This is a genomic window from Haliscomenobacter sp., assembly GCF_041740695.1.
Lineage (GTDB): Bacteria > Bacteroidota > Bacteroidia > Chitinophagales > Saprospiraceae > Haliscomenobacter.
Map to the genome: position 1 here is coordinate 14,893 of NZ_JBGSLK010000045.1, position 13,034 is coordinate 27,926.

Genomic DNA, 13,034 nt, shown 5'->3' on the forward strand with positions numbered 1-13,034 from the left:
TAGGTTTCTTAAGTTTCTTAGGTGGTGAAAAAAAACTACCCTGAGTAATCCTTCCCCGTTTCCAGCCGATACCCCAGCCCATGCACTGCCGCAATCCCCACCGAAGGGTCAATCACTAATTTTTTCCGCAATCTCGATACAAACATATCCACACTGCGTCCAACCAACACCCCCTCATCGGCCCAAACCTGCCGGAGGATGAAATCCCGTTCGAGTACCTGATTGGGGCTACTGGCAAAAAGCCGGAGCAATTTTGTTTCCCGGAAAGTTAAGGCTTGGCGGGCGTCACCAGAAATGAGCACTTGAGCAGCCACATCGAGCTGCGAATTTCCGAAAGCCAGTGAGTCGGTTTCCACTGCAGCATCCGGCGAAGTTGGTACTGGTTTTTGCCGCTGGAAAAACCAAAAACTGGCCAATCCACCTACCAGCAGCAACAACACCCCACTTTTTGCCATCCCAAATGAGCTTTTGCCCTCATTTTCCAAAAACGCGATTTCAATAAAATGACAACCCGTAGGCATCTCCCTTCCCATACAGGGCACGGTGTCCTTGCGCACATCACTCTGGTGATAACCCAAATCGATGATAGCCGACGCGCAGCGGCGCAGCGTTACATTGTAAGGCTGCTGGATGCCGTACAGGTCAAGCGAAGCCTGGAGTGTAGCTGGAAGTTCTTCGTAGCGGAAAGGTTGTTCCAGGCGCACCCGCCACACGCTTGTGCCAACCTGCTCAATCGCTGGGATGCGGCTGGTATGGTCGCCGGATTGGCGCAGCAGACGGTCGGCAGTACGGCGGAGAGCAAGATTGACCCTCTCGGGCGACAGTGCTCCCGGGGCTTCTACCGACGCAGCGGATAATAGCCAAACCAACAGGGGCAAAGCCAGTACTGGCACTACCCACAGATTTTTGAAATAACGGATAGAAAACATGCCCCAAAAATAGCGCTTTTTTCAACGCTCAGCCAGCTAAAGAGCTGGGATCGTCTTGATTTTTACAGGTTTTACAATTGTGTTACATCCTTTTACACGTGTTTCAGGTGGTGTTTGGGGGAAGGGGATACATTTGCTGCTACTTAAAAATAAAATCACGGACTCATGAAGCCTTCTTCTTTTTTCAAACAAATCCCGCTATTGTTTTTATCCATATTGATCTCGTCCTGTAATGGACAAGTGAAAAACAACTCGGCAAAAGACAAACGTACTGAGCCCAACCCGGTTTCAATCTGGCAAAAAGACCTGAATGCCATCACCAATGACCCGTATTTTGTCGAAACAAAAACCATCAATGCCCCTTTCGGCCCCCAAAGCATCACCCGCAATATGGTGCAGGATAAAAGTGGAAACCTGTGGCTTGCCTCCTGGGAGGGCATCATCCGTTACGACGGCAAAACTTTCACCAATTTTACCAATCAGGAAGGTTTGCGGCGTTTCCATGTTTTTTCCACTTTTGAAGATAAAAAAGGAAACCTGTGGTTTGGCACCATTCGCGCTGGTGTATACCGCTACAATGGCAAAACCTTCACCAATTTTACGACCAGAGATGGGCTAGCTGATGACCAGGTTGGGAGTATTGTAGAAGATAAACGGGGAAACATCTGGTTTGGCACAGCTGCTGGGGTAAGTTATTTTGATGGAAAAAAATTCCACAATTTCACTACGAAAGAAGGCCTCATCGACAATGATGTCAATTCGATCATCGAAGATAAAAGGGGGAACATTTGGGTTGGTACCCGGGGAGGAGTTTGCTATTACAATGGAAAAATCTTTACCAGAGTAAACAATCAAGCGGGTTTGCCTTTCAACAATGTTCGTTCGATCATTGAAGACTACAAGGGGAATCTTTGGATCGGAGGTCAGGACGGCTTGTTTCGCTACAATGGCAAATCCTTTACCACCTTCAGTACAGATTTTATTGGCTTTCTTTACCCTGATAAACAAGGAAACATCTGGATCAGTGCCGGATCACCACAACCGCCCAAAATGGTGCTTTATCGTTACGATGGCAAATCCGAACCCCTGCCTGCTGGCAAGAAGAACTATACTGAAATACATCAGGAGAATGGGCAAATTTTTGGCATTATGGAGGATAAGCAGGGAAACATCTGGTTCGGGACCGAACGAGGGGTGTGCCATTATGATGGAAAAACGTTTAAATATTTTAAAGAGTAGGGCCTTGAATGATTAATTTTGGGATAACTTTTGTTAAACCCAAATTCTATCCCAATGCAATTCATTGACAAACTTGCCTGGATCGAAATACAAAACAAATCCATCTTGTCCACCAAAAGTTATGGCAAGGACAAATACTACATCCCCGGTGGAAAACGCGAAGCTGCCGAAACGGATGAACAGGCTTTGTTACGGGAAATCAAAGAAGAGTTGAGCATCGATCTCGACCTTAGTACTTTGACATTTGTAGGCGTATTTGAAGCGCAGGCCCATGGACACCCCGGAGGAACCCTAGTCAGGATGACCTGCTATACCGCCAATTATTCTGGCCAAATAAAAGCCGCCGCTGAAATTGAAGAAGTAAGATGGCTCAATTATGCAGACCAGGACAAAATTTCAGCGGTAGACAAGCTGATTTTTGATCACCTGAAACAGCTTAATTTATTGTAAGCATAAACCCTAATTTGAGTAATTCCGGGCTAAACAACCAAAAAAACAATGACAAAGTATTTATTATTCCTCTTGACAATACTCTTCTCTTGCGAAAGTACTGATCTATCCCTTGAACAAGCGTACAACCATGCTACAACTAAGCTAGATCCTGAATTAAACGATGTTTTGTTAAAGCATGACGAACTGCTAGCCTCCCAAGGCAATGGGCCTGCAATCTTTCTAAAAAGTAAAATTGATACCATTGAGTCAAACAATGATTATGCAGGTTACTCGGACGCAAGTCAACTAGGTCAAGCTATCTGGATAGCCGCAACAGCATACGATGGAGCTGAGCTTAAAATTTCTATTGGACAAATATTTGGCAATCAATTCATTGAGCACAAAGTACACAATCGAAAAATAAGCACTGAATTCAGCGAAGATTATAAAGATGATGACCTCGTAAAACTAAAGAAAGATGACCAGCCTACCAATAAGCTCCTGATACCCTTGGTGGTAGCTGAAGTTAAGCTAAGTAAAACCGCTCATTTTAAAGCGGGGGAATTAATTTATGGCAAAGCGAAAGTAGTCACTCAACCTTATTATTTAAAAGAACCTGGCTATGAATTTGACTGCATCAAACGAGAATATGAATACTATTTCAAATGTAAAATAAGAATGGACCAGCGCTAACTTGCAAAGAGTATACCCCACAATCTGCGAGTTAGTAGGGCAAAATCAAAAACTTTTAACTAATTTTTAAGTCAAGCAACTAAAAACAGCGTTTTAAGTCAAGGTTTTCCTTATCTTGCTGCAAAAAAACATGCTCCGCCCGACCATCTATTGCATGCTGTTGCTCTTGAGTTCCGCCCAGTTTGGCTTCTCTCAGGTCAAAAAAGGTTTCAAGTATTTGGCCAAATCCAATTACTCTGCTGCACGCACAGCCTTTACGAAGCACGCTGCCCATCCTGTTTATGCGCCGTTGGCTCAGTACGGCCTCGTCAAAACCGAGTTTCAGGAAAAAGAGCCCGAGTTGGCTAGCATCTACAAAATGGCGGAAGCCCTGTATCAGGATGCAGCGCGCTGGGAACAACTCAAGCCCAAAGCCCGCAAAAAACTCCGCAAAAAATTCCAGTTTGACACCCTGAATATCAAAACCCTGCGCATTGAACTGGAGCACAAAGCCCTCGGTCATTACCACGACAGCAGTGGCATTCTTAACTTCGAAAAACACCTGGCAGTTTTTGTAGACACCCCATCCGTAGCCATTTTTCAACAACGGGAAGACTTGCGAGCGCGTATGGTCACCTGGCATTTGCGCTCCTTACGAAAGGCCAATTACGCCTTATTGGATGCCCTCTACAACCGCCACCACGACCTCCTGGCACAACGCGGCAGTCGGTATCCCGATTACGTCTATTCGTTCATTCTGGATGCCTTTGTTGTGGAACATACCTATCGGAATTTGAGCACTTTTGTCAAGGAGCAGCCAGGGCACTGGTTTTCGGAGGCATGTTGGTCCGATCAGGCTGTCGAGGTGTTGCGGCAGGATAGTATACAACTTGCACTCAATTTTCTCCGTACTTACCCTTATTTCATCCTCGACGACTGGATAGACCTGCATATCGAACGCCTTAGCAATGGGGGCCTGCTCCTCGACAGCATCGATTACACACCCACCGAATGGGCACAGTTGGCAGAACTGCGCCTGGGCTGGGATTTGACCAAGCAACTACGCACAGGCAAACGAAGCCCTACCTACGACCTTGACCTAATGCGGTATTTGCCTCTTGCCGCCCCTTCCCGACGGGGTTACGACCTCTTTCGCATGGCCCTCGCCTCCTACCAGCGCCGGGGGGTATGGGACAAAGCCATTCAACTTTTACAAACGGCGCGCAAACTTTACCCCGATGTCACTCCGCCCGACTGCGAAAAACTTTATTCTTTTTACACTACCAAAAATGAGTGGTTCAAAACCGCTATGGAAATTTTTCAACGTCCGGCGGATGGTTTTAGCACCGAGCTGTTGCCGAGTTTGAGTCAGGCGGGGCGAGAGGAATTGGCCCCCGTTTTTTCGCCCGATGGGCAGAGTCTTTATCTGGCCCTGGATAATGGCCGAACGGGCCTTGATGTGTTTATTTGCCATTACGATTCACTTAATGCCCTCTGGTCTTCGCCCCAAAAGGTGGACATCTTAAGCACCGAGCGCGACGATATGCCCTATAGCATCACCCGCGATGGACGTGAGTTTTTGCTGGCACAGGGTGGAAAACTAATGATGAGTACCTTCGGTGCAGCGGATTGGCAAAAACCATTTGGCATGCCGCTCACAGTCAATGAATTTCCCTGGGTTGGCCGTGCTACCTTGTCGCCAGACGGGCGTTGTTTGGTCTTTGAAGGATCGGCCAATAAAAAACAACCCCACGAACTAGAGCCACCTTTTATTCACCTCTACCGCATGTTCAAAGGCGAAAGCCGCTTTGGTTGGAGCAATCCACAGGCCATCACTCCTTTGATGGTGGAGGGGGGAGAGGAGCGTTTTCCCTGTTTTGGACCAGATAGCAATTTGTATTTTATTGCCGACCGTTGGCCGACTTTGGGCCAAGGGGATGTATTTGTTAGCAAACCCCTGAGTGGCAATAGCGATGCGGAAATGTTGGCAAAAACTGGAATCACGGTGGCCAGTAGCAATCTTCCCCCATCGAATTACAGCAAATGGACGGTTCCTCAAAACCTCGGTAAAGAAGTCAATACCCTCGGTGATGAAAAACACTGGTTGAGCGTTGCTCCTGACAATAGCCGGGCTTTTTTCAGCACCATCGAACTGTCTAAAAACGATGAATCTGAATTGTACAGCATCGCCTTACCCGCCATCTGTAAAGCCGAAAAGCGCAAAATTTTGCTCCTTCCACTCGGTACGATTGGACAAAATTTTACGGGTTTTAAACGGAGAGAAATGGTCTTGCAGGTCAAAGACGCGGGTACCGATCAGTTGATTGCCGAAATAAAACCACAGGGGGAACTTCGGTTTATCCTCTCACTGCCAGCCAGTGTGGCAAAAATCAAATATCAGGTGATAGAATCCAGCAAAAACCCGGTGGCTTTGACGCAGTGGGGCGAGTATGTGATTGGGACAGCTTTGCTGCAAAATCTACCTACGCCATTATTGCAGCAATAATTGGACTATAGCCAACTGAGGTGCCCCTTAGGTGTCTTCGGTTTCTTAGGTGGTGAAAGAGCACGCTGCACAGCAGGCCATTTTATTATTTCACCACCTAAGAAACCAAAGACACTCAAGGGGCACTTAAGAAAGAGGCCTATTGGCACACATCGCAGCGCCCCCGAATCACCAAATGTGTTTCCGACACCGCAAATCCTAGCGGCGGCGTAATCACTGGTGCTGCAATTTCCTCCACACAAATCGTCTTCCCGCAGGTATCACAATGAAAGTGAGCGTGGTGATCGTGGTGAGTCCCCTGGCCGCAGTCGTGCTGGCACAGGGCATATTTTTGTTTATCGGTACCATCCATCGCCTTGTGGATGAGGCCCTGCTCTTCAAAAGTGCGCAAGGTACGATAAAGCGTAATCCGGTCTACTTTGCCCAACTCTTGCTCCAGATCGTTCTGGGATAGTGCTTGTGCCCGCGCCATAAACAAATCCAGCACCTTCACCCGCATATCGGTGAGGCGCAATTGATGAGATTTTAACAAATGTTGAGCGTTGCTGGCCACTTGGTTTGTATTTGGGTGCAAAGTTACGGTTGTTTTTGAATGACTGTTGAATTTTGTTCGTGTTGTTGGTTTGAAAACCTTCTATTGCTGAGCTGATTAAAACGAGCCTCGCGAGTGACGAATATCATAGTCAGCACCTGAGCAGTCGCTTACTTTCAGGCTACATTTCATTAAGTCTATTTGCTCACCAAAAATTAACATTACATGAAAAAAGTTCTCACCTCAGGCCTCGTAGCCAGTTTGGTATTATTGGCCTTTGCCTTTTTATGCTTAAAACTGATGCCGATTTTGCTACTTTCAGTCGCCTTCGAATATTTCAACCCGGTTTTTGTCAACGATCCTTTCCGGAATGCTTTTTACTTCTTGCACCCCATCGTCCTGGCTTTTGCCCTGGCCTGGTTTTGGAACCGATTTAAAGGCATTTTTGTTGGCAATTTACTCGCCCGTGGCCTGGAATTTGGTTTGGTGTACCTCATCATTGCGACCTTACCCATCATGGTTTTGCTATTCAGCGCTATAGCTGTATCGCTGACTGTGATTGGCACCTGGTTGCTTTACGGCTTTTTGCAGGGGACAATCGCTGGCTTGATTTTTGCCAGAATGCATGTCTAGGTAGAGACGCACGGTCGTGCGTCTTTGTGGCTGTGTATCTTTATGGTTGGTACCAAACCAAGAGACGCACGGCCGTGCGTCTCTACATTCCAGCAGAGCGTTTTTCTTCTGGTGGTAGTTTTTAAAGGCTGTCGGGATCAATGCCGAGGCTGCGCAGTTTTTCGGCAAGTTTTTCGGTTTTAAGTTGAGTATCCTGAATAAGTTTTTCAGTCCTTCTCAATTCTGTTTCAGCCAATCTATTTTTTTCAGCCAATTCCGTATAAGACAAAAACGGAGTCCCATCTGCTTGATAAAGGGTAAATACCTTATCAATCCAGGTCATTTCAAGCCCAAGAATCGAACTCTTCCAACGTGTAAAGCCATGCACAATGGCGTTTACCCAATAATCGTCCGTTGAAGCGCGCGTATATACTTCCAGTGTATGTTTGTGAGGGTCATAGACGTAGTATTCCAATACCCCGTATTCTTCATAAAACTCGTACTTCCGAATCATTTCACCAGGACGATTACGCGGAGACATGATCTCAAAAACGACCTGAGGGGCAATCCCTTCTTCGTTGAACTGTTTGTAAGAACCTCGGTATCCTTTGGGTCTTCCCACAACCACCATTACATCTGGTGCTTGTCTGATTTTGTCCGTACTTTTATCTGGATACCAAAGTAAGTCACCTGCCACAAAAACGTCTGGGCGTTCTTGAAAAGCAAGTTCCATCCCTTGCTTAATCAAGGCAATCCATTCAAACTGAAGCGTACTCTCAGCCATAGGTTTGCCATCACTATCTGGAAAGGTAGCTTCAGGTTGCTGAAATTTTTCATTTTTTTCTTGCTCTTGGGGTACCCTTTGTTGCATAGATGGATGTTAGATTTCAATATCAAAAAATGTCAATTACAACTAAAACTACAACTAAAGTTTCAAAAAATCAACTCAAAAAATAAACCCACACAAATGAAACATTGTTGCAAAAAAGATTTTATCTTTGTTTTAGGCTTTGAGAGATTTTTATGGAAAAAAGATGGACATCCTTATTCGGAATGTTATGGCTAGTCATAGGGCTACCTGCGCAATTGCTGGCACAAGACTGTAACTTAAGTCTACGCGGTCAGGTGCTGAATGCCGATACTGGCTTACCCATGCCCTACGCGGGCATCATCATCAAAGAAACCCAGCAGGGGGTACAAAGTGATGAGCATGGCCATTACCAGATCGAGCGAATCTGCCCCGGGGAATACACCATCGTATGTAGCCACCTCGGTTGCGACCACGCCGAGCAAAAGCTCCAACTCCAGCGCAATGCCGTACTCAACATTGCTATGAAAGAAAATGCCGTCACCCTGGAAAACCTGGTCGTGACGGGCAGCAGCAACAAAAAAGCGGGTACCCAAACCAGTTCCGAACTCAGTGGGGTGGAATTGGACGCCGGCCGAGGCATGGGGCTGGGCGAAAGCCTCAAGCGCCTCAGTGGCGTCAGTACACTCAACACAGGCGCAACCATCAGCAAACCCGTCATCCAGGGCCTGCACAGCAACCGCATCCTCATTTTTAACAATGGCGTACGCCTGGAAGGCCAACAATGGGGCAACGAACACGCCCCCGAAGTTGATCCATTTACCGCCGAGCGCATCACCGTGGTGAAAGGAGCCGCAAGTGTGCGGTACGGCGCCGATGCGCTGGGTGGCATCATCCTGCTCGAACCCAAACCCATCCGCCAAACCCCGGGGATCGGCGGTGAAGCACACCTGCAAGGGTACAGCAATGGTCGCGGAGGTATTACCTCGGGTATGTTGGAAGGCAAATTGGCCAAACTGCCCCTCAGCGGCAGGATACAAGGCACCCTCAAACGCGCTGGCAACCTACAAACACCCAATTATTACCTCAACAATACCGGGGTAAGTGAATCCAATTTTTCCTGGAGTGGCAAATTCCAGCCAGAACATTGGGTACTGGAAACGTTTTATTCCCGCTTTTTCACCCAATTGGGCATCTTGCGGGATTCACACATCGGTAACCTGACCGACCTCAGCAATGCCATTGAACGGGGTAGGCCACTGCAAGATGGGGCCTTTAGTTATGACTTGGGCCGCCCCCTACAAAAGGCCATGCACGAAACATTTCGGGTCAAACTGGCGCATGCGCTCTCTGAAACCGACAAACTTTCCTTGCAGTTGAGCCGGCAGTTCAATCGCCGCCAGGAGTATGACGCGCACCGCCGCTTCAACACCCTGCCCGAAACCCTGGATGACCCCAATATTGAATTTGAAATCACCACCTGGGCCGCAGAACTGAATTGGGATCACCGCTTGGGCCGTAATTGGCGGGGTGCTCTGGGCTCCAATGCCCAAAAGCAGATCAATACGGTGGACCGCGGTGCCTTGATCCCCAATTTTGACAACTTCGACTGGGGCGTGTATTGGACTGAAAGGCGCTTCAAAAATGGAAGCCCTTGGGAATACGAGTTTGGCCTGCGCTACGATTTGCGCCACCTGCACGTGGCCGAACAAGGCACCAACAACTTGAACGAAGACCGCGATTTTCAAAACTGGTCGGCCTCACTGGGAGTTGTGTATGCCCTGAATGAAGCCTGGAAATTGCGCTTCAATACCGGATCAGCCTGGCGTTCACCGCTGGTCAATGAGTTGTACAGCAGTGGGGTGCACCATGGGTCGGCCAGTTATGAAGAGGGAAATTCCGACTTGCAAGCCGAAAGAGGTTTCAACAATAGTCTGACCCTGGAGGGCACCCGCAGCGGTCGTTGGAGTATGGCCCTGACCACTTATTACAATCTGATCAACAATTTCATCTACCTGCAACCTAGGGGTGAAGCACAATTGACCATTCGCGGCGCGTTCCCGGCCTTCGATTACGATCAGGCGGATGCACGGATTATGGGCATCGACTGGATGGGCGATTTTGCCCTCTACAAAACTTTGCACCTGGAATCGAAAGCCTCCTTATTGAGTGGCTGGAATCGGGAACTGAAGGATTACCTCATTTATATGCCCCCACTACGGTTTGAACAAGGTTTGAAATGGGGTTTTAATGAGAAAAAACAGGCCGATCACCCCTCATTTGTGCGCATCAGTGCGCTGTGGGTGCTGCAACAAAAACAGGCCCCAACCACAGATTATGCGCCACCTCCAGCGGGGTTTGTCCGGCTGGATGCAGAGTTGTTCCATACCTTGATGTGGGGTAAACAACGATTGGAGGTAGGGATTTCAGTAAGCAATTTGCTCAATACGGAGTACCGGGAGTACCTGAACCGCTTCCGCTATTTCAGCGCTGAACCGGGTCGCAATCTGAGTTTGCGTCTAAAAGTGCCTTTTAACTTTTCTCGAGGATAAAATAAAAACAAAAACCATGAAAATCAATGCTTTGAAATTGCCAATTCTGGCGATGCTGGTACTGCCATTCCTAAGCTGTGAAAAAGACGATGACAATGGCCCCGACAATGAACAAGAATTGATCACCAAAGTGACTTTAACCTTCACGGGAGGAGGCCAAACTTTGCCTTTTTCCGCCGAAGACAAAGACGGAGATGGCGGCAATGCTCCGGTCATCGACAACATTGTGCTCAAAGCAAATACCGATTACAGCCTGGCGACGACTTTTTTGCATACCCTGCATACCCCCGTCGAAGACCTTACGATTGAGGTGAAAAATGAAAGTAATGATCACCTGGTTTGTTATGCGGCCACTGGGGCGATGGCCACTCCAGTCATTCAAGACAAAGATTCTGCGGGTAAAGCACTGGGCCTGGAAAGTACCTTCAAAACCGGGGCAGCTGGCGCTGGAACCCTCAAAATCACCCTCAAACACAAAGCAGACAAGGACAACGCCAATGCTTGTGGGACTGGTGAAACGGATATAGAAGCTACTTTTAATGTAACCGTGCAATAAGAGTCAGAGCATTTTTGGCGCGCTGTTTTTTCATACTTACTCAGGTAATAAAAAAGGAGTAGAAAAAATCTACCCCTTTTTTATTGCTATAGTTTTTTCATCAAACCCTCTTCCACGGCCTCTTCACCCAGTCCATGCAATTGAATCGGTTTTTCACGTTTTTTGCGCATCCGCAAATTGATTATTTCGATAATCAACGAAAAGGCCATGGCGAAATACAAATAACCTTTGTCAAATTTTTGATGGAAACCTTCGGCCACCAGCATCGTACCAATCATGACCAAAAAGCCCAAGGCCAAGACCTGCAATGAAGGGTGTTGATTGATGAAATTACTGATGCGTCCGGCAAAGGCAAGCATTACGCCCATGGAAATGATGACTGCCAGGACCATCACGGTGATGTCTTTGACCAACCCCACCGCTGTCAGGATAGAATCAAAGGAAAAAACCATGTCGACCAAAATGATTTGTACAATGACCCCACTCAAGGTGGCGCGACCTTTGACTTCGTGTTCCACAGTTTCAACCTCCAATTTGTGGAACATTTCATTGGTGCTTTTGCCTATCAAAAATAAGCCCCCCAGCATCAGTATCAGGTCTTTTACACTAATGCCCAGTGGGTTTCCGGTACTGTCCTGCATGAAGCCAAGATGAAAAAGCGGTTTGGTCAAAGTAATGATCCAGGTAATGGTGAACAACAAACCCAGACGAAAGAAGAGTGCCAATATCAAGCCCCAATTGCGGGCTTTGGGACGTTCGGCCAAGGGGAGTTTATTGGAAATGATCGAAATAAAAATCACATTGTCGACGCCCAATACTATTTCCAATGCTGTCAAGGTAAGCAGGCTGATCCAGAATTCAGGCTGGGCAATACTGGCGAAAAGGTCCATATTTGGTTTTTGCTTGAAGGGGTGAATTATCCGTTTAACGCTTTTACATGAACACAGTTCGCCAGTAGAGAAGGTATTTCAGGAAAATCAAGCTTAGAGATACGCCCATGGTATCTCTAAGCTATGCTCTGCTAAAACAAGACCCCATTATTCACGTAATAATAATAGGATGTCCCGCCACTGAAAGTCCAATTCGTGGCATTAAAAGAACCATTTCCAGTACCACTACCCTGAATTTTATAGGCTTGGACTGCCTGCCCGCTGCGGTTCCAGGTCAAGGGGCTGCCACTTACACAGGTTTCCGGCCCGAGGTTGACATTTTTCAAAAAGTAAGCATGGTTGAGGCCATACACCTGGCCAATGCCATTTTGGTCGATGCACACCGCCGTTTGTTCATCTACCCCAATTCCTTTTACGGTAGTGTAAGCAAAATCCTTCATCAAACGCGCCATAAAGGAAATGTGCCGCCCCTGGCGAGTGCGCTGGGTATAATGCGAATCAGTGATGGTATTTTGCAAGTGGGTGGCGGCAAGGAAGTCGTTTTGCCCCAGCGTCACAAGACTGTTGTAAGGATTAGCCAGGGCTTGAGCAGTGGTTACACTACCCGTTTGGGCGCTGTAGTAAGCGGAACCCAAAATCGCCAGCCCGGCGCTGGTACCTCCAACGGGTGCTCCCTTGGTGTTCAGGAGATAATTGATGGCCGTTTCAGTGGCAGAGTTTTTCCAATAATTCACATAATTCCATTGGTCGCCACCTGCGATGAAAAGTGCCTCTGCAGCACGAATTTTATCGGTTACACTAGCCAAATCCGCCTTAGCCCGGCTATCGATGATGATGGTTTCGACGGAGTTGACGGGTACCATATTAAACATATACTGATTGTACCCATCTGAGCCGGAGGAACGAATGACTACTACATCTCCACCACCACTGCGGGTCAGCAACCAGGCAATGGCTGCGTCAACATCGGTGCTACCACCCATCAGTACCAAACCGGGGGTAGGGGTGGGAGTCACATCGGCGGCATTTCCGGTCAGGTAAGTCACTACCTTTGGCGCTTTTCCCGAGATTTCACCCACTACTTCTTCGGTAGGAATGATTTGGTTGTTTTGCGAACAGCCCATGTTGAAGGCCAATAATCCAAGCAGCAATAGTTGAGACACATTGTTTTTGCGCATAATTGAGCGTTATTTGGTTAAGGAATGGAGGTAAAATACAAAAAACCGCAGATTTCAAATATCATTTCTTTTTATTTCTCTTGATTCAACACGCTACAATTGGCAATAGTGTGGAAACCATTACCAAA

12 protein-coding genes are annotated in these 13,034 nt (G+C 47.4%); 7 read left to right on the plus strand and 5 right to left on the minus strand.

What is annotated here, in order from left to right; all coding sequences use genetic code 11:
• Positions 1-35: 35 nt before the first annotated feature.
• Positions 36-929 (minus strand): winged helix-turn-helix domain-containing protein, encoded by an 894-nt coding sequence (locus ACEW9O_RS10035; protein ID WP_373550023.1) that lies wholly within the window; start codon positions 927-929, stop codon positions 36-38.
• Between the two features lie 165 nt (positions 930-1,094).
• Between ACEW9O_RS10035 and ACEW9O_RS10040 the strand changes: the two genes are divergently transcribed.
• The 4 genes from ACEW9O_RS10040 (at position 1,095) to ACEW9O_RS10055 (ending at position 5,778) form a co-directional block, all read left to right on the plus strand.
• Complete coding sequence (locus ACEW9O_RS10040; protein ID WP_373550024.1) at positions 1,095-2,168, plus strand: two-component regulator propeller domain-containing protein; 1,074 nt, start codon at positions 1,095-1,097, stop codon at positions 2,166-2,168.
• Positions 2,169-2,222: 54 nt separating this feature from the next.
• Positions 2,223-2,618: an NUDIX domain-containing protein gene (locus ACEW9O_RS10045; RefSeq protein ID WP_373550025.1), complete on the plus strand. Its 396-nt coding sequence runs from the start codon at positions 2,223-2,225 to the stop codon at positions 2,616-2,618.
• 48 nt (positions 2,619-2,666) lie between these two features.
• Positions 2,667-3,293, plus strand: coding sequence for a hypothetical protein (locus ACEW9O_RS10050; protein WP_373550026.1), 627 nt, complete (start codon positions 2,667-2,669; stop codon positions 3,291-3,293).
• 130 nt (positions 3,294-3,423) lie between these two features.
• Positions 3,424-5,778, plus strand: coding sequence for a hypothetical protein (locus ACEW9O_RS10055; protein WP_373550027.1), 2,355 nt, complete (start codon positions 3,424-3,426; stop codon positions 5,776-5,778).
• Between the two features lie 139 nt (positions 5,779-5,917).
• On the opposite strand, the gene ACEW9O_RS10060 is transcribed toward ACEW9O_RS10055, so the two are convergent.
• Entirely contained in the window at positions 5,918-6,352 is a 435-nt protein-coding gene (locus ACEW9O_RS10060) for a Fur family transcriptional regulator (protein ID WP_373550028.1), read from the minus strand.
• Between the two features lie 183 nt (positions 6,353-6,535).
• Between ACEW9O_RS10060 and ACEW9O_RS10065 the strand changes: the two genes are divergently transcribed.
• Positions 6,536-6,943, plus strand: a complete 408-nt coding sequence (locus ACEW9O_RS10065) for a hypothetical protein (protein ID WP_373550029.1) — start codon at positions 6,536-6,538, stop codon at positions 6,941-6,943.
• 121 nt (positions 6,944-7,064) lie between these two features.
• On the opposite strand, the gene ACEW9O_RS10070 is transcribed toward ACEW9O_RS10065, so the two are convergent.
• On the minus strand, positions 7,065-7,793 hold the full coding sequence (locus tag ACEW9O_RS10070) for a Uma2 family endonuclease (RefSeq protein WP_373550030.1): 729 nt from the start codon (positions 7,791-7,793) through the stop codon (positions 7,065-7,067).
• 182 nt (positions 7,794-7,975) lie between these two features.
• On the opposite strand from ACEW9O_RS10070, the gene ACEW9O_RS10075 reads away from it, so the two are divergent.
• Together ACEW9O_RS10075 and ACEW9O_RS10080 are read left to right on the plus strand one after the other, a co-directional pair.
• The gene (locus ACEW9O_RS10075; RefSeq protein WP_373550031.1) at positions 7,976-10,282 is read left to right on the plus strand and encodes a TonB-dependent receptor; all 2,307 of its coding nucleotides are present in this window, start codon (positions 7,976-7,978) and stop codon (positions 10,280-10,282) included.
• Between the two features lie 16 nt (positions 10,283-10,298).
• Positions 10,299-10,838 carry a hypothetical protein gene (locus ACEW9O_RS10080; RefSeq protein ID WP_373550032.1) on the plus strand — a complete coding sequence of 180 codons (540 nt, stop codon included), beginning with the start codon at positions 10,299-10,301 and terminating at the stop codon, positions 10,836-10,838.
• An 86-nt stretch (positions 10,839-10,924) separates the two neighbouring features.
• Here ACEW9O_RS10080 and ACEW9O_RS10085 read toward each other — a convergent pair whose 3' ends face one another.
• Together ACEW9O_RS10085 and ACEW9O_RS10090 are read right to left on the minus strand one after the other, a co-directional pair.
• Positions 10,925-11,728, minus strand: coding sequence for a TerC family protein (locus tag ACEW9O_RS10085; RefSeq protein WP_373550033.1), 804 nt, complete (start codon positions 11,726-11,728; stop codon positions 10,925-10,927).
• A gap of 131 nt (positions 11,729-11,859) precedes the next feature.
• Positions 11,860-12,906 (minus strand): cyanophycinase, encoded by a 1,047-nt coding sequence (locus tag ACEW9O_RS10090; protein WP_373550034.1) that lies wholly within the window; start codon positions 12,904-12,906, stop codon positions 11,860-11,862.
• Positions 12,907-13,034 lie beyond the last annotated feature (128 nt).

Coding starts and splice junctions, on each gene's coding strand:
- ACEW9O_RS10035 (WP_373550023.1), bottom strand. CDS start 929: ATGTTTTCTATCCGTTATTTCAAAAATCTGTGGGTAGTGCCAGTACTG.
- ACEW9O_RS10040 (WP_373550024.1), top strand. CDS start 1,095: ATGAAGCCTTCTTCTTTTTTCAAACAAATCCCGCTATTGTTTTTATCC.
- ACEW9O_RS10045 (WP_373550025.1), top strand. CDS start 2,223: ATGCAATTCATTGACAAACTTGCCTGGATCGAAATACAAAACAAATCC.
- ACEW9O_RS10050 (WP_373550026.1), top strand. CDS start 2,667: ATGACAAAGTATTTATTATTCCTCTTGACAATACTCTTCTCTTGCGAA.
- ACEW9O_RS10055 (WP_373550027.1), top strand. CDS start 3,424: ATGCTCCGCCCGACCATCTATTGCATGCTGTTGCTCTTGAGTTCCGCC.
- ACEW9O_RS10065 (WP_373550029.1), top strand. CDS start 6,536: ATGAAAAAAGTTCTCACCTCAGGCCTCGTAGCCAGTTTGGTATTATTG.
- ACEW9O_RS10070 (WP_373550030.1), bottom strand. CDS start 7,793: ATGCAACAAAGGGTACCCCAAGAGCAAGAAAAAAATGAAAAATTTCAG.
- ACEW9O_RS10075 (WP_373550031.1), top strand. CDS start 7,976: ATGTTATGGCTAGTCATAGGGCTACCTGCGCAATTGCTGGCACAAGAC.
- ACEW9O_RS10080 (WP_373550032.1), top strand. CDS start 10,299: ATGAAAATCAATGCTTTGAAATTGCCAATTCTGGCGATGCTGGTACTG.
- ACEW9O_RS10085 (WP_373550033.1), bottom strand. CDS start 11,728: ATGGACCTTTTCGCCAGTATTGCCCAGCCTGAATTCTGGATCAGCCTG.
- ACEW9O_RS10090 (WP_373550034.1), bottom strand. CDS start 12,906: ATGCGCAAAAACAATGTGTCTCAACTATTGCTGCTTGGATTATTGGCC.